Genomic DNA, 17,143 nt, shown 5'->3' with positions numbered 1-17,143 from the left:
GTTAACACAGCGAAAAGTGAAACTTGCGGCGAATAACCCTTTAGTGTGGTGAAAAAAAATTATGACAGATTTGACGACGCACGACGCCTTGCCTGCCTGGCAGACCCGAGATCACCTTGACGACCCGGTGATCGGCGAACTGCGCAACCGTTTTGGGCCGGAAGCCTTTACTGTTCAGGCCACCCGTACCGGCATGCCCGTGGTATGGGTTAAACCTGACCAGTTGCTGGAAGTAATGACGTTCCTGAGAAAACAGCCGAAGCCGTATGTCATGCTGTTCGATCTGCATGGCGTGGACGAACGTCTTCGCACCCACCGCGACGGCCTGCCCGCTGCGGATTTCTCCGTTTTCTACCATCTGATTTCCATCGAACGCAACCGCGACATCATGCTGAAGGTGGCGCTGTCTGAAAAAGACCTGCACGTGCCGACGGCGACCAAGGTGTTCCCGAACGCCAACTGGTACGAGCGCGAAACCTGGGAAATGTTCGGCATCACCTTCGACGGCCACCCGCACCTGTCGCGCATCATGATGCCGCAGACCTGGGAAGGGCACCCGCTGCGCAAGGACTACCCGGCGCGCGCCACCGAATTCGATCCTTTCGTGCTGACCAAGCAGAAAGAAGATCTGGAGATGGAAGCGCTGACCTTCAAGCCGGAAGACTGGGGCATGAAGCGCGGTACCGAGAACGAAGACTTCATGTTCCTAAACCTCGGCCCGAACCACCCGTCCGCGCACGGTGCGTTCCGCATCATTCTGCAGCTGGACGGCGAAGAGATCGTCGACTGCGTGCCGGATATCGGCTATCACCACCGCGGCGCCGAGAAGATGGGCGAGCGTCAATCCTGGCACAGCTACATTCCGTACACCGACCGTATCGAGTACCTCGGCGGCTGCGTGAACGAAATGCCTTATGTGCTGGCGGTCGAGAAGCTGGCCGGCATCAAGGTGCCTGAGCGCGTCGACACCATCCGCGTGATGCTGTCCGAGCTGTTCCGCATCAACAGCCACCTGCTGTACATCTCCACCTTCATTCAGGACGTCGGCGCGATGACCCCGGTGTTCTTCGCCTTTACCGACCGTCAGAAAATCTACGATCTGGTGGAAGCGATCACCGGTTTCCGTATGCACCCGGCCTGGTTCCGCATCGGCGGCGTTGCGCACGATCTGCCGCGCGGCTGGGATCGCCTGCTGCGTGAATTCCTCGACTGGATGCCTAAGCGTCTGGACTCCTACGTGAAAGCGGCGCTGAAGAACAGCATCCTGAAAGGCCGTTCCATCGGCGTAGCGTCTTACAACGCCAAAGAAGCGCTGGAGTGGGGCGTGACCGGCGCCGGCCTGCGTGCCACCGGCGTCGAGTTCGACGTGCGTAAATGGCGTCCGTACTCCGGCTACGAGAACTTCGACTTCGAAGTGCCGGTCGGCGACGGCACCAGCGACTGCTACACCCGCGTGATGCTAAAGGTGGAAGAGCTGCGCCAGAGCCTGCGCATTCTCGAACAGTGCCTGAACAACATGCCGGAAGGCCCGTTCAAGGCCGATCACCCGCTGACCACGCCGCCGCCGAAAGAGCGCACGCTGCAGCATATTGAAACGCTGATCACCCACTTCCTGCAGGTTTCCTGGGGTCCGGTGATGCCAGCCAACGAATCATTCCAGATGATTGAAGCCACCAAAGGGATCAATAGCTACTACCTGACCAGCGACGGCAGCACCATGAGCTACCGCACCCGGGTACGTACGCCGAGCTTTGCGCACCTGCAGCAGATCCCATCGGTCATCCGTGGCAGCCTGGTTTCCGACCTGATCGTCTATCTGGGTAGTATCGATTTTGTAATGTCAGATGTGGACCGCTAACTATGCATGATCAAAAAGACAATCACGCAGTCAATGATGCGCTCGAGCCCATCAACGCAGCCGCTCCTCAGAGCGGCGTTGATGCATTTGTACTGAGCGCGGAAGAACGTGATGCGATCGAGCACGAAAAGCACCATTACGAGGATCCGCGCGCCGCTTCCATCGAAGCACTGAAAATTGTGCAGAAGCAGCGCGGCTGGGTTCCGGACGGTGCGATTTACGCCATCGCGGAAGTGCTGGGCATCCCCGCCAGCGACGTAGAAGGCGTGGCCACGTTCTACAGCCAGATTTTCCGTCAGCCAGTAGGACGTCACGTGATCCGTTATTGTGACAGCGTTGTCTGTCACATCACCGGTTACCAGGGCATTCAGGCCGCTATCGAGAAGAAGCTGAACATCAAGCCGGGTCAAACCACCTTTGATGGCCGCTTCACGCTGTTGCCGACCTGCTGTCTGGGCAACTGCGATAAAGGGCCGACCATGATGATTGACGAGGACACTCACAGTCAGCTGAAGCCTGAAGATATCGAGACGCTACTGGAGCAGTATCAATGACCAAGCACATTGTACGCACTCCCGAAACGCATCCGCTGACCTGGCGTCTGCGCGATGACAAGCAGCCGCTGTGGCTGGACGAGTACCGCAGCAAAAACGGCTATGCCGGTGCAGAAAAGGCCCTCAAAGGCCTGGCCCCGGACGAGATCGTCAGCCTGGTGAAAGACTCCGGGCTGAAGGGCCGCGGCGGCGCGGGCTTCTCCACCGGTTTGAAGTGGAGCCTGATGCCGAAGGACGAATCCATGAACATCCGTTACCTGCTGTGTAACGCCGATGAAATGGAGCCGGGCACTTATAAAGACCGCCTGCTGATGGAGCAGCTGCCGCACCTGCTGGTGGAAGGCATGCTGATCTCTGCGTTCGCGCTGAAAGCCTACCGTGGGTACATCTTCCTGCGCGGTGAGTACATCGAAGCGGCTGCGCACCTGCGTCGCGCCATCGCGGAAGCCACCGAAGCCGGCTATCTGGGCAAGAACATTCTCGGCACCGGGTTCGATTTCGAGCTGATCGTGCACACCGGCGCCGGCCGTTACATCTGCGGCGAAGAAACCGCGCTGATCAACTCGCTGGAAGGCCGCCGCGCCAACCCGCGTTCCAAGCCGCCATTCCCGGCCAGCGCCGGCGTGTGGGGCAAGCCGACCTGCGTCAACAACGTCGAAACGCTGTGCAACGTGCCGGCCATTTTGGCGAACGGCGTGGAGTGGTACACCGGCATCTCCGGCAGTGAAGACAAAGGCACCAAGCTGATGGGCTTCTCCGGCCGGGTGAAAAATCCGGGCGTCTGGGAGCTGCCGTTCGGCACCACCGCGCGCGAGATCCTGGAAGACTACGCCGGCGGCATGCGCGACGGTCTGCGCTTCAAAGCCTGGCAGCCGGGCGGCGCGGGGACCGACTTCCTGACCGCCGATCACCTCGATCTGCCGATGGAATACGGCGCGATCGGCAAAGCCGGCAGCCGTCTCGGCACCGCGCTGGCGATGGCGGTAGACCACGAGATCGGCATGGTGCCGCTGGTGCGTAACCTGGAAGAGTTCTTCGCCCGCGAGTCCTGCGGCTGGTGTACGCCATGCCGCGACGGCCTGCCGTGGAGCGTGAAGATCCTGCGTGCGTTGGAAAACGGCGAAGGGCAGCCGGGGGATATCGAAACCCTCGAACAGCTGTGCCGTTCCCTCGGCCCGGGCAAAACCTTCTGCGCCCACGCGCCAGGTGCCGTAGAGCCACTGCAAAGCGCGATTAAATATTTCCGTGAAGAGTTCGAGGCGGGCATCGCCGTGCAGCACTTCGGCAACGCCCATGCGATTGGCGGCATTCAGCCGAACAATCTGCTGAAGCAGCGCTGGTAAGCCGACTCGCCCGAACACGGCCAGAATTTTTGATTAACGCCTGCCGCAAGGCAGGCCACTTGGAAGCATGCTGACTATGGCTACGATTCATGTAGACGGCAAAGAGTATGAGGTAGACGGAGCGGACAACCTGCTGCAGGCTTGTCTTTCCCTCGGCCTTGATATTCCTTACTTTTGCTGGCATCCGGCGCTGGGAAGCGTCGGCGCTTGCCGCCAATGTGCGGTAAAGCAATACCAAAACGCGGAAGATACGCGCGGCCGTTTGGTGATGTCCTGTATGACCCCGGCATCCGACGGCACCTTCATCTCCATCGATGACGGCGAAGCGAAGCAGTTCCGTGAAAGCGTGGTCGAGTGGTTGATGACCAACCACCCGCACGATTGCCCGGTCTGTGAAGAAGGCGGTAACTGTCACCTGCAGGATATGACGGTAATGACCGGCCACAGCTTCCGCCGCTACCGCTTCACCAAGCGCACCCACAACAACCAGGAGCTGGGGCCGTTTATCTCGCATGAGATGAACCGCTGCATCGCCTGCTACCGCTGCGTGCGTTACTACAAAGACTATGCGGACGGCACCGACTTCGGCGTGTACGGCGCGCACGACAACGTCTACTTCGGTCGCCCGGAAAGCGGCACGCTGGAAAGCGAGTTCTCCGGCAACCTGGTGGAAGTGTGCCCGACCGGCGTATTCACCGACAAAACGCACTCCGAACGCTACAACCGTAAATGGGACATGCAGTTCGCGCCGAGCATTTGCCAGCAGTGCAGCATCGGCTGTAACACCAGCCCGGGCGAACGCTATGGCGAGCTGCGCCGTATCGAAAACCGTTACAACGGCAGCGTGAACCACTACTTCCTGTGCGACCGCGGCCGTTTCGGTTACGGCTACGTCAACCAGAAAGATCGTCCGCGTCAACCGCAGCAGCTGCGCGGCGATGACTGGATCACCCTGAACGCCGAGCAGGCGATGCAGGGCGCGGCGGACATCCTGCGTCAGGCGAAGAAAACCATCGGCATCGGCTCCCCGCGCGCCAGCCTGGAAAGCAACTTCGCGCTGCGCGAGCTGGTCGGCGCCGAGAACTACTACACCGGTATCGCTCAGGCGGAGCAATCACGCCTGGCGCTGATGCTGAACGTGCTGAAAAACGGCGGCGTCCATACGCCGGCGCTGCGTGAGATCGAAGATTACGACGCGGTGCTGGTGCTGGGCGAAGACCTGACGCAAACCGGTGCGCGTATCGCGCTGTCCGTGCGCCAGGCCGTCAAGGGGAAAGCCCGCGCGATGGCGGCGGCGCAACGCGTGGCCGACTGGCAGATCGCGGCGGTGCAGAACATCGGTCAGCACGCCAAGTACCCGCTGTTCACCACCAACGTCGACAACACCCGTCTGGACGACATCGCCGCCTGGAATTACCGCGCGCCGGTGGACGAACAGGCGCGCTTCGGCTTCGCCATCGCTCACGCGCTGGACAGCGCGGCGCCGGCGGTGAACGATCTGGCTGAAGGCCTGAACAAGAAAGTCGATATCATCGTGCAGGCGCTGACCGGCGCACGCAAACCGCTGATCGTGACCGGCAGCAACGCCGGCAGCGAAGCCATCATCGAAGCGGCGGCCAACATCGCCAAAGCGTTGAAGGGCCGCGGTTCCGATGTCGGCATCACCTTCGTGGCGGGCGCAGCCAACAGCATGGGCCTGGCGATGATCGGCGGCGGTTCGCTCGATCAGGCGCTGGAACAGCTGGCGAGCGGCGCAGCCGACACCGCCATCGTGATGGAAAACGATCTCTATCGTCATGCGCCGGCGGCGCAGGTGGATGCGGCGTTGGCCAAGGTCAACAACCTGATCGTCGCCGACCACCAGCGCACTGCGATCATGGACAAAGCCAACCTGATCCTCTCCTCGGCCAGCTTCGCCGAGAGCGACGGTACGCTGATCAACCAGGAAGGCCGCGCGCAGCGCTTCTTCCAGGTATACGATCCGGCTTACTACGACGACGCCAAGAAGAATCAGTTCACCGTGATGCTGGAAAGCTGGCGCTGGATGCACTCGCTGCACTCCACCTACACCAGCCGCCACGTGGACTGGACCCAGCTCGATGACGTGATCGCCGCTTGCGTTGCCGCGTTGCCGCAGCTGCAGGGCATCGTCGACGCTGCGCCGGACGCGACTTTCCGCATTCGCGGTCAGAAGCTGGCGCGTTCGCCGCACCGCTCCAGCGGCCGTACCGCCATGCGCGCCAACATCAGCGTGCACGAGCCGCGTCAGCCACAGGATAAAGACACCATGTTCGCCTTCTCGATGGAAGGGAACAACAGCCCGCTGGCCGATCGTCAGCAGATCCCGTTCGCCTGGGCGCCAGGCTGGAACTCACCGCAGGCATGGAACAAGTTCCAGGCCGAAGTGGGCGGCAAACTGCGCCACGGCGATCCGGGCGTGCGCCTGATCGAAGCGGGGGAGGGCAGCCTCGGTTACTTCGATCGCGTGCCTGCCGCGTTCAATCCGGTCGACGGCTGGCGTGTCGCGCCTTACTACCACCTGTTCGGCAGCGACGAAATGTCGCAGCGCTCTCACGTGATCCAGCAGCGCATGCCGGAAGCCTACGTGATGGTCAACCCGGCCGACGCGGCGACGCTTGGCGTCAACGCGGGCAGCCTGGTGGAGTTCAGCTGTGCGGGTCAGACCCTGCGTCTGCCGGTGCGTCTGAGTGAAACCCTGACCCAGGGCCAGGTTGGTTTGCCGCTCGGCTTGCCAGGGATCCCGCCGATCTTGGTGGGTGCTAAGGTAGACAATCTGCGGGAGGCAGCACGATGAGCTGGTTTACCCCTGAGGTGATCGACATTCTGATCGCCATTCTTAAAGCGGTCGTGATCCTGTTGGTGGTCGTGGCGTGCGGGGCATTCATGAGCTTCGGCGAACGCCGTCTGCTCGGCCTGTTCCAGAACCGCTACGGACCGAACCGCGTAGGCTGGGGCGGCTCGCTGCAGCTGGTCGCCGACATGATCAAAATGTTCTTCAAGGAAGACTGGGTACCGAGATTCTCCGACCGGGTGATCTTCACCCTGGCGCCGATGATCGCCTTTACTTCCCTGTTGCTGGCATTTGCCATCGTTCCGGTCAGCCCGACCTGGGCGGTGTCCGATCTCAACATCGGTATTCTGTTCTTCCTGATGATGGCCGGCCTGGCGGTGTACGCCGTGCTGTTCGCCGGATGGTCGAGCAACAACAAATACTCGCTGTTGGGCGCGATGCGCGCCTCCGCGCAAACCCTGAGCTACGAAGTGTTCATCGGCCTGTCGCTGATGGGCGTGGTGATGCAGGCGGATTCGTTCAACATGCAGGCCATCGTTGAATCCCAGGCGCACGTCTGGAACGTCATTCCGCAGTTCTTCGGCTTCGTGACCTTCGCGATCGCCGGCGTGGCGGTGTGCCACCGTCACCCGTTTGACCAGCCGGAAGCCGAGCAGGAACTGGCCGACGGTTACCACATCGAATATTCCGGCATGAAGTTCGGTCTGTTCTTCGTGGGGGAATACATCGGTATCGTCACCGTGTCCGCCCTGATTGTGACGTTGTTCTTCGGCGGCTGGCAGGGTCCGTTCCTGCCGCCATTCATCTGGTTCGCGTTGAAAACGGCCTTCTTCATGATGATGTTCATCCTGATCCGTGCCGCGCTGCCGCGTCCGCGTTATGACCAGGTGATGTCCTTCGGCTGGAAAGTGTGCCTGCCGCTGACGCTGCTGAACCTGCTGGCAACCGCCGCGGTCATTTTGTACAACGCTCAATAAGGGGTGAATAAACCATGACATTGAAAGAGTTAGTGGTTGGTTTCGGCACCCAGGTGCGCAGCATTTGGATGATTGGCATGCATGCCTTCGCCAAGCGCGAAACCCAGATGTATCCGGAAGAACCGGTTTACCTGCCGCCGCGCTACCGTGGCCGCATCGTGCTGACGCGCGATCCGGACGGCGAAGAGCGCTGCGTCGCCTGTAACCTGTGTGCGGTGGCCTGCCCGGTCGGCTGTATCTCGCTGCAAAAAGCGGAGCAGAAAGACGGCCGTTGGTATCCGGAGTTCTTCCGCATCAACTTCTCGCGCTGCATTTTCTGTGGCCTGTGCGAAGAGGCTTGCCCGACTACCGCTATCCAGCTGACGCCGGATTTCGAACTGGGTGAGTACAAGCGTCAGGATCTGGTGTACGAAAAAGAAGATCTGTTGATCTCGGGGCCGGGTAAATATCCGGAATATAACTTCTACCGGATGGCCGGTATGGCGATTGACGGCAAAGCCAAAGGCGAAGCCGAAAACGAAGCCAAACCGATCGACGTCAAAGGTCTGTTGCCCTAAGGAGCCAGCAAGCATGGAAATTGCATTTTACCTGGCAGGTTTGATTGCGGTGGCCGCGACGATTCGCGTGATCACCCATACCAACCCTGTGCATGCGCTGCTGTATCTGATCGTCTCGTTATTGGCGATCTCGGCAGTCTTCTTCTCGCTCGGCGCCTACTTTGCCGCCGCGTTGGAAATCATCGTCTATGCGGGCGCCATCATGGTGCTGTTCGTGTTCGTGGTGATGATGCTGAACCTCGGCAACGTGCAGCAGCAAGAGCGCGACTGGATGAAGCCGACGGTGTGGATCGGGCCTGGCCTGTTGTCGCTGGCGCTGCTGGTGGTATTGATCGTCGCTATTCGCAGCGTATCCGACCAGGGTATCAGCGGCGAGATGGTCGACGCGAAGGCGGTGGGCATCAGCCTGTTCGGGCCTTACGTATTGGCGGTTGAGCTGGCCTCAATGCTGCTGTTGGCGGGTCTGGTTGTCGCCTTCCATATCGGCCGCGAGCACAAGCCTGGCGAGGTGCTGAGCAACGCGCCGGCGAGTGGCGAAATGGCGAGAAGAAAATCGGAGGAGCAAGCATGATCCCTCTTCAACACGGCCTGATCCTGGCGGCTATCCTGTTTGTGCTCGGGCTGACCGGGCTGCTGGTGCGCCGCAACCTGCTGTTTATGCTGATCAGCCTGGAAGTGATGATCAACGCTGCGGCGTTGGCGTTTATCGTGGCGGGAAGCTACTGGGGCCAGGCGGACGGTCAGGTGATGTACATCCTGGCGATCAGCCTGGCGGCAGCCGAGGCCAGTATCGGCCTGGCGCTGCTGCTGCAGCTCTACCGTCGTCGTCATACCCTGAATATTGATACTGTCAGTGAGATGCGCGGATGAACCTATTATATTTAACAATTCTGCTACCGCTGATCGGGTTCCTGCTGTTGGCATTTTCCCGCGGTCGTTGGTCTGAGAACACGGCGGCCACCGTCGGCGTGGGCTCTATCGGCCTGGCTGCGCTGGTCACGGTGTATGTGGCGATGGATTTCTTCGCCCAGAAAGCCGCCGGCGTGCAGCTGTTCGAGCAAAGCCTGTGGACCTGGATGGCCGTCGGCAACTTCAATATCGGCGTGACCCTGGTGCTGGACGGCCTGTCGCTGACCATGCTGTCGGTGGTCACCGGCGTCGGCTTCTTCATCCACATGTTCGCCTCCTGGTACATGCGCGGTGAAGAGGGCTACTCGCGCTTCTTCGCTTACACCAACCTGTTTATCGCCAGCATGGTGGTCTTGGTGCTGGCGGACAACCTGCTGCTGATGTATCTGGGTTGGGAAGGCGTGGGTCTGTGCAGCTACCTGTTGATCGGTTTCTACTACAAAGATCCGGCCAACGGCGCGGCGGCGATGAAAGCCTTCATCGTGACCCGCGTGGGCGACGTGTTCCTGGCGTTCGCGCTGTTCATCCTCTACAACGAGCTGGGCACGCTGAATATCCGCGAGCTGATGATCCTGGCACCGCAGAAACTGGCGGTGGGCGATACGGCCATCACTTGGGCGACCCTGATGCTGCTGGGCGGCGCGGTCGGTAAATCGGCGCAGCTGCCGTTGCAAACCTGGTTGGCGGACGCGATGGCGGGCCCAACCCCGGTTTCCGCACTGATCCACGCGGCGACCATGGTGACCGCGGGCGTCTATCTGATCGCCCGTACGCACGGCCTGTTCCTGATGGCGCCGGAAGTGCTGCACCTGGTGGGCATCGTCGGTGCGGTCACTCTGCTGCTGGCCGGCTTCGCCGCGCTGGTGCAGACCGACATCAAGCGCGTGCTCGCTTACTCCACCATGAGCCAGATCGGTTACATGTTCCTGGCGCTGGGCGTGCAGGCATGGGACGCGGCGATCTTCCACCTGATGACCCACGCATTCTTCAAGGCGCTGCTGTTCCTGTCGTCCGGTTCGGTGATCCTGGCTTGCCACCACGAGCAAAATATCTTCAAGATGGGCGGCCTGCGCAAGAGCATCCCGCTGGTGTACGTCTGCTTCTTGGTGGGTGGCGCGGCGCTGTCTGCGTTGCCGCTGGTCACGGCCGGCTTCTTCAGTAAGGACGAGATCCTGGCGGGCGCGATGGCCAACGGCCACATCAACCTGATGGTGGCCGGCCTGGTCGGTGCGTTCATGACCTCGCTGTACACCTTCCGTATGATTTTCATCGTGTTCCATGGCGAAGAGAAAATCAAAGCGCATGCCGGTAAAGGCATCACTCACCACCTGCCGCTGCTGGTTCTGCTGGTGCTGTCCACCTTCGTCGGCGCGATGATCGTGCCGCCGTTGCAGGGCGTGCTGCCGGATACGACCGAGCTGGCGCACGGCAGCGTGCTGACGCTTGAAATCACCTCCGGCGTGGTAGCTATCGTCGGCATTCTGCTGGCGGCCGCGCTGTGGCTGGGCAAACGCAGCCTGGTCAACAGCATCGCCAACAGCGCGCCGGGGCGTTTCTTCTCGACCTGGTGGTTCCATGCCTGGGGCTTCGACTGGCTGTATGACAAAGTGTTCGTCAAGCCGTACCTGGGCATTGCGAAGCTGCTGCAGCGCGATCCGCTGAACTCGCTGATGAACCTGCCGGCCGTCTTCTCCCGCTGGGGGAACCGCGGTCTGACGGTGAGCGAGAACGGTCAGGTGCGTTGGTATATAGCGTCTATGGGTGTGGGTGCAGTGGTCGTATTGGCTCTGTTGATTTTGGTTTAATTGAATAATTTAAACAGACGCATTTTTCGGGCGTAGCGCCGGGCAGGCGCTACGTACAAAGTTTGAAATTATTCGTATAAGGGACACAAAACGCCATGCTATTACCTTGGCTAATTCTTATCCCCTTTATCGGCGGTCTGCTGTGCTGGCAGCTTGAGCGCTTCGGTACTAAGGTGCCGCGCTGGATAGCGCTGATCGCAATGGGGCTGACGTTGGCGCTCTCTCTGCAGCTGTGGATGCAGGGCGGCTATACCTTGACCACGCCGAAAGGCATTCCGCAGTGGCAGAGCGAATTCCTGCTGCCGTGGATCCCGCGCTTCGGCATCTCCATCCACCTGGCGCTGGACGGCTTGTCGCTGCTGATGGTGGTGTTGACCGGTCTGCTGGGCGTGCTGGCGATCCTCTGTTCCTGGCGTGAAATCCAGAAGTATCAGGGCTTCTTCCACCTCAACCTGCTGTGGATCCTGGGCGGCGTTATCGGCGTGTTCCTCGCCATCGACATGTTCCTGTTCTTCTTCTTCTGGGAAATGATGTTGGTGCCGATGTACTTCCTGATCGCGCTGTGGGGCCACAAGGCGTCGGACGGTAAAACCCGTATCACCGCGGCGACCAAGTTCTTCATCTACACCCAGGCCAGCGGTCTGGTGATGCTGATTGCGATCCTGGGCCTGGTGTTCGTGCACTACAACGCGACCGGCGTGTGGACCTTCGATTACGAAGACCTGCTGCAAACGCCGATGTCCCACAACGTGCAATATCTGTTGATGCTGGGCTTCTTCATCGCCTTTGCGGTGAAAATGCCGGTGGTGCCGCTGCACGGCTGGTTGCCGGACGCGCACAGCCAGGCACCGACCGCAGGTTCCGTCGACCTGGCGGGCATCTTGCTGAAAACGGCGGCCTACGGCCTGCTGCGTTTCAGCCTGCCGCTGTTCCCTGAGGCTTCGCACGAGTTTGCGCCAATCGCCATGTGGCTGGGCGTGATCGGCATCTTCTACGGCGCCTGGATGGCGTTCGCGCAGACCGACATCAAGCGTCTTATCGCCTACACCTCGGTTTCGCACATGGGCTTCGTGCTGATCGCCATCTACACCGGCAGCCAGCTGGCTTACCAGGGCGCAGTGATCCAGATGATCGCGCACGGTCTGTCCGCCGCCGGTATGTTTATCATCTGCGGCCAGCTGTATGAGCGTCTGCATACCCGCGACATGCGTCAGATGGGCGGCCTGTGGGGGCGGATCAAGTTCATCCCTGCGCTGTCGCTGTTCTTCGCCGTGGCTACGCTGGGGATGCCGGGTACCGGTAACTTCGTCGGCGAATTCATGATTCTGTTCGGCAGCTACCAGGTGGTGCCTGTGATCACCGTGATTTCTACCTTCGGTCTGGTGTTCGCTTCGGTTTACTCGCTGATCATGATGCAGCGCGCTTATTACGGTGCGCCTAAATCCGACCAGCCGCTGCAGGGCATGACCGCGCGCGAGCTGTTCATCATTCTGCTGCTGGTGGTGTTGCTGGTTCTGCTGGGGGTTTACCCGCAGCCGATTCTGGATACTTCCAACGCGGCGATGAGCAACGTGCAACACTGGTTTGGTTCGTCAGTTTCAGCAATTTCAACAACAAGGCCGTAATTCGCCATGACAATAACTCCTCAACAACTGATCGCACTGCTGCCGCTGTTGATCGTCGGATTGACGGTGGTGGTTGTGATGCTAGGCATTGCGTGGCGACGCGACCACTTTATCAACGCCACCCTGACCGTGATCGGTCTCAACCTGGCGCTGCTTTCGCTGTACTTTGTCGGCCAGGCAGGCCCAATGGACGTCACCCCGCTGCTGCGGGTTGACGGTTACTCGATGTTCTACACCGGGCTGGTGCTGCTGGCGAGTCTGGCGACCTGCACCTTCGCGTATCCGTGGCTGGTCGGCTATCCGGATAACCGCGAAGAGTTCTACCTGCTGGTGCTGATCGCCGCCATGGGGGGCATCCTGCTGGCGAGCGCCAACCATCTGGCTTCGCTGTTCATCGGTATCGAGCTGATCTCGCTGCCGCTGTTCGGCCTGGTGGGCTACGCCTACCGCCAGAAGCGCCCGCTGGAAGCCGCCATCAAGTACATGCTGCTGTCCGCCGCCGCGTCGTCGTTCCTGCTGTTCGGCATGGCGCTGCTGTATGCCGAGTCCGGCGATCTGTCGCTGGCCGGCCTCGGCAAGAGCCTGCAGGAAAACATGATGCACCAGCCGCTGATCCTGGCCGGTATGGGCATGATGATCGTCGGTCTGGGCTTCAAGCTGTCGCTGGTGCCGTTCCAACTGTGGACGCCGGACGTGTATCAGGGCGCGCCTGCGCCGGTCTCGACCTTCCTGGCGACCGCCAGCAAGATCGCGATCTTCGCGGTCGTGATGCGTCTGTTCCTGTATGCCCCGGCCGCCGACAACGAAGCGCTGCGCATGGTGCTGTCGATCATCGCGTTCTGCTCTATCTTGTTCGGTAACCTGATGGCCATCAGCCAGACCAACATCAAGCGTCTGCTGGGCTACTCGTCGATCGCTCACCTGGGCTACCTGCTGGTGGCGCTGATTGCGGTGCAAACCCATCAGCTGTCGCTGGAAACCGCCGGCGTTTACCTGGCCGGTTACCTGTTCAGCAGCCTGGGCGCCTTCGGCGTGGTCAGCCTGATGTCCAGCCCGTACCGCGGCCCGGATGCGGATTCGCTGTTCTCTTACCGTGGTCTGTTCTGGCACAAGCCAATCTTGTCCGCGGTGATGACGGTGATGATGCTGTCGCTGGCCGGTATCCCGATGACGCTGGGCTTTATCGGTAAGTTCTTCGTGATCGCGATGGGCGTCAGCGCACACCTGTGGTGGCTGACCGGCGCAGTCGTGGTAGGCAGCGCCATCGGCCTGTACTACTACCTGCGCGTGACCGTCAGCCTGTTCCTCAGCGCGCCGGAATCGCTGCAGCGCGATACCCCGAACAACTGGGCGTTGACCGCCGGTGGCGTCGTGGTGCTGATCTCAGCCGCGCTGGTGCTGCTGTTGGGCGTCTATCCGCAGCCGCTGATTTCGCTGGTGCAGATGGCTCAGCCGACGTTCTGATAACGCTTCAGACGGTAAAAAGGTCGCTTCGGCGACCTTTTTTTATGGGCGGGGGAAAGAAGCTATTACAACGTCATTTGTGCCGGTTGGCAGCGATAGAGGACAGCCAGCTTTTCCCGGGTTTTCTTTTGTGGTTTCGAGTGAGGGGCTTCCCATTGGGAAACGGCGGATTGTGTCGTGCCCAATTTTTCCGCTACATCGTATTGCGAGAGGCCACGGAAAATTCGCCAAGCGGCAATCAAGCTGACGTCTTGATCCAGCATGATGGAAACGACTTCATGGGGGACGGTTTCATCATCATGCTTATCGGCATGGTAGGGAAGAGGCTCGTAGTCCTCTTGCTGTCTCACAAGCCTTTTATACTCATCGAGCGGCAATACCACATAGAGCGGCTGGCCGGAGTCATCATGGATATACTGTAACTTCGCCATTCGGCATACCTCTGACTTTCAATAAGTTGTCGATGTTCTGCGTTTTACCTGCTGAATCAGGCACACGACAGGTTCATCATCGACGATCTCAAAAATAATGCGGTAGTTCCCTGCGCGTAGACGGTACTGGTTATCGGTACCGTGCAGCTTTTTAATGTCCAGTCTGACGGTCGGGAAAGTGCCCAAGAGTTCAACCTTGTGCGCAATGGCCAACCGGTTCTGAGAAGGCAGTGTCATCAATTGTTTCAGTGCTTTACGTGACCAGCTGATCTTTGCCATTGTTCCCTCGGGCCGAATGCACGTCCTGTGCAGTGATTAGATAATAAGCTTTATATCTTATTATTTCAATCTTGGACGAAGAAGGATACGTGAGACATCAGCGATGTTTCTCCACGTGTCGGCACTCAGCCGTAATGGGCGCTAAACGACGTTTCCAGCGCCTGCACCACCGCGCGCACGCGGGCGGCGCGTTGCAAATCGGGATGCAGCACCAGCCAGATATCCACCCAGTCTTTGTTCTCCGGGAGCAGGCGCACCAGCTCCGGGTCTTTGTCCGCCAAAAACGCGGAGAGCAGGCCGATGCCCAGCCCGCTGCGGGTGGCGGAGCGCAGCAGCAGCTGCGAATTGCATTGCAGCACGACGTTGGGCTCGTGCAGAGCCTCGCCGCAGAAATTGTTCCAGTGGCGCGGCACCAGCTCGCGCGGGAACATCAGCAGATCGTGGCCGCGCAGCTGCTCGCCCCTGACCGGCATGCCGCGCCGCGCCAGGTAGTGCTGAGAGGCGTACAGACCCATTTCGATGGTGGCTAAGCGTTTGATGATCAGCTCATCGTCATCGGGGCGGGCGCCGCGGATCGCCAGATCTGCGCCGTGGTAAGAGATATCTGCGATGTTCAGCGCCGTTAACAGCGTGACGGTGATGGCGGGGTAGCGTTCCCGCAGATCTTGCAGCGCCGGCATCACGAAGGCTTCGGCCAGGGTGTCGGTGGTGGCGATGCGCACGTTGCCGTTCAGGCTTTCGTCACCGCTGGCGGCTTTACGGTTGATCGCCTGCACCGCATTTTCCATCTTCATCACGTCCGCCAGCATTTCCTCCCCCAGCGGGCTGAGGGCGAAGGATTTCGGCGTGCGGATAAACAGCTTGGAGCCGAGCGCATCTTCGAAAGCGGACAGCCGTCGACCGACGGTCGCCTGATCGACATGCAGCTGGCTGGCGGCTTTGCGTAGCGTGCCACAGCGTGCGACGGCCAAAAAGAAGCGCGCGTCGTCCCAATTCATCATGCCATTTCCTCTCTGCAGATTTGTCGGCACCGTGGGGCTCGGGCCAAGCCAGGCGAACAATAACGGTTTCTATCATAAAGCGTTGTTCCGTCCGGGGGGAGACAAAGACGGTTAACGGCCTGCACATCGGCGGTTATTTCTCCGGTGATGCAAGAATGCATCAGGGTGATTCATTCTTGACGATACTTCGCCCGTCGCCGTAACGCTATGATAAGCGCCGTTCCCGGCTCGTCGGGTGAGGAAAAACGTCGATGGCAGGCCGCCACCTGCCGACTTTGGGAGTTAAAGCATGTCAGAAAATACCGCCATCCAGGACACGGTGCCGAAAAACGCGCAGGCATCGCGCATGGGTATTCTATTGTTCCTGGCATTGGCACTGATGTCGGCATTGCTGAACAGCAGTGCGCCGACGCCGCTGTATCCGCTGTATCAGCAGCAGCTTGCGCTGAGCTCCGTCAGCCTGACCGTTGTTTACGGCGCTTACGCCGCCGGCGTGCTGATCGCTTTGTTCGGCGTCGGCAATCTGTCCGGCAAAGTGAAGGATTTGCGCAGCATGATCGTGCCGGCATTGCTGGTGGTGTTGAGCGGTGCGCTGCTGTTCGCGCGGGCTGATACCTTTGCCATGATGCTCATGGCGCGACTGTTAGCCGGGGTGGGCACCGGGGCATTGACCGGTGCGGCAAACATCGCGTTGGTGCGTTTTGGGCCACGAGACGGCGGTAAAAACGCCGCGCTGATCGCCACGTTGTCCTTTACCACAGGATTGGCGCTGGGCCCGATCTTCAGCGGCATCGCTTTGCAGACCGGTTTTCATCCCACGACGCTGCCGTTCGTTTTCATCATGGTCATTGCCGCCGTGGCTGCGTTGGGCGTGATGTTCTCGTGGCCGCGTGGCGTGGTTACGGCGCCGACCCATGCTACGCCGGCTGCGACAGAAAAAAGCTCGCTGCTCGATGGCCTGCGCGCCACCGGCGGTAAATTCTATGTCTGTGCCGGGGCGCTGTTTATCTGTTGGGCCCTGGCCGCCAGCATTTTGGCTATCGGCCCCAGCGTGGCGGAAACGCTGTTAGGCCTGCACGCTCGAGGCGTCTTTGGCTATGCGATTGCGGTTTATCTGTTGATCGCCGGTATCAGCCAGATCCTGAGCCGCCGCCTTAACGCCCGCCATTCGCTGTTGTTCGGTTGCCTGGCGCAGGTGCTGGCGGCGGTGGTATTCGCCGTGGCGATCCAGTGGCATTCACTGTGGCTGGCGGCTGCGGGGCTGGTGGTGGCCGGCTATGCTTACGGCGCCATTTTCGTTGGCAGCGCGACCCTGGTAAACCTGATTTCGCCGCCGGCCAGCCATGCACGTTTGCTTTCGCTGTTTTACGTTATCGCTTATATCGCCAACTGGGTGCCTATCTTGCTGGGGATCGTGGTCGACCGTGTCGATCTACAGCAGGCAACCCATCTGCTGTTCCTGAGCAGCACCACGGTATGCCTGTTGTTGGCATGGATGACGGTACGTGCTGGGTTCCCACGTTAATAG

At 60.2% G+C, this 17,143-nt stretch carries 15 protein-coding genes; 12 read left to right on the top strand and 3 right to left on the bottom strand.

Going from position 1 to position 17,143, the window contains the following annotated elements; translation table 11 throughout:
- Positions 1-61: 61 nt before the first annotated feature.
- From nuoC to nuoN, 11 genes are all read left to right on the top strand, one after another.
- On the top strand, positions 62-1,858 hold the full coding sequence (gene nuoC / locus V8N38_RS17545) for an NADH-quinone oxidoreductase subunit C/D (RefSeq protein ID WP_004936036.1): 1,797 nt from the start codon (positions 62-64) through the stop codon (positions 1,856-1,858).
- 2 nt (positions 1,859-1,860) lie between these two features.
- Positions 1,861-2,412 carry an NADH-quinone oxidoreductase subunit NuoE gene (nuoE, locus tag V8N38_RS17540; protein WP_004936034.1) on the top strand — a complete coding sequence of 184 codons (552 nt, stop codon included), beginning with the start codon at positions 1,861-1,863 and terminating at the stop codon, positions 2,410-2,412.
- Entirely contained in the window at positions 2,409-3,755 is a 1,347-nt protein-coding gene (gene nuoF / locus V8N38_RS17535) for an NADH-quinone oxidoreductase subunit NuoF (RefSeq protein WP_004936030.1), read from the top strand. The genes nuoE and nuoF overlap by 4 nt, the downstream gene beginning before the upstream one ends.
- Positions 3,756-3,831: 76 nt before the next feature.
- Positions 3,832-6,570, top strand: coding sequence for an NADH-quinone oxidoreductase subunit NuoG (nuoG, locus tag V8N38_RS17530; RefSeq protein ID WP_031300541.1), 2,739 nt, complete (start codon positions 3,832-3,834; stop codon positions 6,568-6,570).
- The gene (gene nuoH / locus V8N38_RS17525) at positions 6,567-7,544 is read left to right on the top strand and encodes an NADH-quinone oxidoreductase subunit NuoH (RefSeq protein WP_004936022.1); all 978 of its coding nucleotides are present in this window, start codon (positions 6,567-6,569) and stop codon (positions 7,542-7,544) included. Before nuoG ends, nuoH begins: the two co-directional genes overlap by 4 nt.
- Before the next feature lie 14 nt (positions 7,545-7,558).
- Positions 7,559-8,101, top strand: a complete 543-nt coding sequence (gene nuoI, locus V8N38_RS17520; RefSeq protein ID WP_025160170.1) for an NADH-quinone oxidoreductase subunit NuoI — start codon at positions 7,559-7,561, stop codon at positions 8,099-8,101.
- Between the two features lie 13 nt (positions 8,102-8,114).
- Positions 8,115-8,672 carry an NADH-quinone oxidoreductase subunit J gene (gene nuoJ, locus V8N38_RS17515; protein WP_019453717.1) on the top strand — a complete coding sequence of 186 codons (558 nt, stop codon included), beginning with the start codon at positions 8,115-8,117 and terminating at the stop codon, positions 8,670-8,672.
- Complete coding sequence (gene nuoK / locus V8N38_RS17510; RefSeq protein ID WP_004936014.1) at positions 8,669-8,971, top strand: NADH-quinone oxidoreductase subunit NuoK; 303 nt, start codon at positions 8,669-8,671, stop codon at positions 8,969-8,971. Before nuoJ ends, nuoK begins: the two co-directional genes overlap by 4 nt.
- A complete protein-coding gene (nuoL, locus tag V8N38_RS17505) occupies positions 8,968-10,815 on the top strand; it encodes an NADH-quinone oxidoreductase subunit L (RefSeq protein ID WP_019453716.1) in 1,848 nt (615 codons plus the stop codon). The genes nuoK and nuoL overlap by 4 nt, the downstream gene beginning before the upstream one ends.
- 95 nt (positions 10,816-10,910) lie before the next feature.
- Complete coding sequence (gene nuoM, locus V8N38_RS17500; RefSeq protein WP_025303660.1) at positions 10,911-12,440, top strand: NADH-quinone oxidoreductase subunit M; 1,530 nt, start codon at positions 10,911-10,913, stop codon at positions 12,438-12,440.
- A 6-nt stretch (positions 12,441-12,446) separates the two neighbouring features.
- Entirely contained in the window at positions 12,447-13,904 is a 1,458-nt protein-coding gene (gene nuoN, locus V8N38_RS17495) for an NADH-quinone oxidoreductase subunit NuoN (protein WP_033635324.1), read from the top strand.
- Positions 13,905-13,969: 65 nt separating this feature from the next.
- Here nuoN and V8N38_RS17490 read toward each other — a convergent pair whose 3' ends face one another.
- The 3 genes from V8N38_RS17490 to V8N38_RS17480 all read right to left on the bottom strand — a co-directional run bounded on the left by V8N38_RS17490 (position 13,970) and on the right by V8N38_RS17480 (position 15,615).
- The gene (locus V8N38_RS17490) at positions 13,970-14,335 is read right to left on the bottom strand and encodes a helix-turn-helix domain-containing protein (protein ID WP_072022352.1); all 366 of its coding nucleotides are present in this window, start codon (positions 14,333-14,335) and stop codon (positions 13,970-13,972) included.
- Positions 14,336-14,353: 18 nt separating this feature from the next.
- A complete protein-coding gene (locus V8N38_RS17485; RefSeq protein ID WP_033635320.1) occupies positions 14,354-14,614 on the bottom strand; it encodes a type II toxin-antitoxin system RelE family toxin in 261 nt (86 codons plus the stop codon).
- 125 nt (positions 14,615-14,739) lie between these two features.
- Positions 14,740-15,615, bottom strand: a complete 876-nt coding sequence (locus tag V8N38_RS17480) for a LysR family transcriptional regulator (protein WP_060439362.1) — start codon at positions 15,613-15,615, stop codon at positions 14,740-14,742.
- Between the two features lie 289 nt (positions 15,616-15,904).
- Between V8N38_RS17480 and V8N38_RS17475 the strand changes: the two genes are divergently transcribed.
- Positions 15,905-17,140: an MFS transporter gene (locus V8N38_RS17475; protein ID WP_060439364.1), complete on the top strand. Its 1,236-nt coding sequence runs from the start codon at positions 15,905-15,907 to the stop codon at positions 17,138-17,140.
- Positions 17,141-17,143 lie beyond the last annotated feature (3 nt).

Origin of the sequence: Serratia nevei (assembly GCF_037948395.1) — a bacterium.
Taxonomy (GTDB): Bacteria; Pseudomonadota; Gammaproteobacteria; order Enterobacterales; family Enterobacteriaceae; genus Serratia; species Serratia nevei.
Note: the sequence above shows the minus strand (reverse complement) of the source record. Positions and strands in the feature narration are given on the sequence as shown.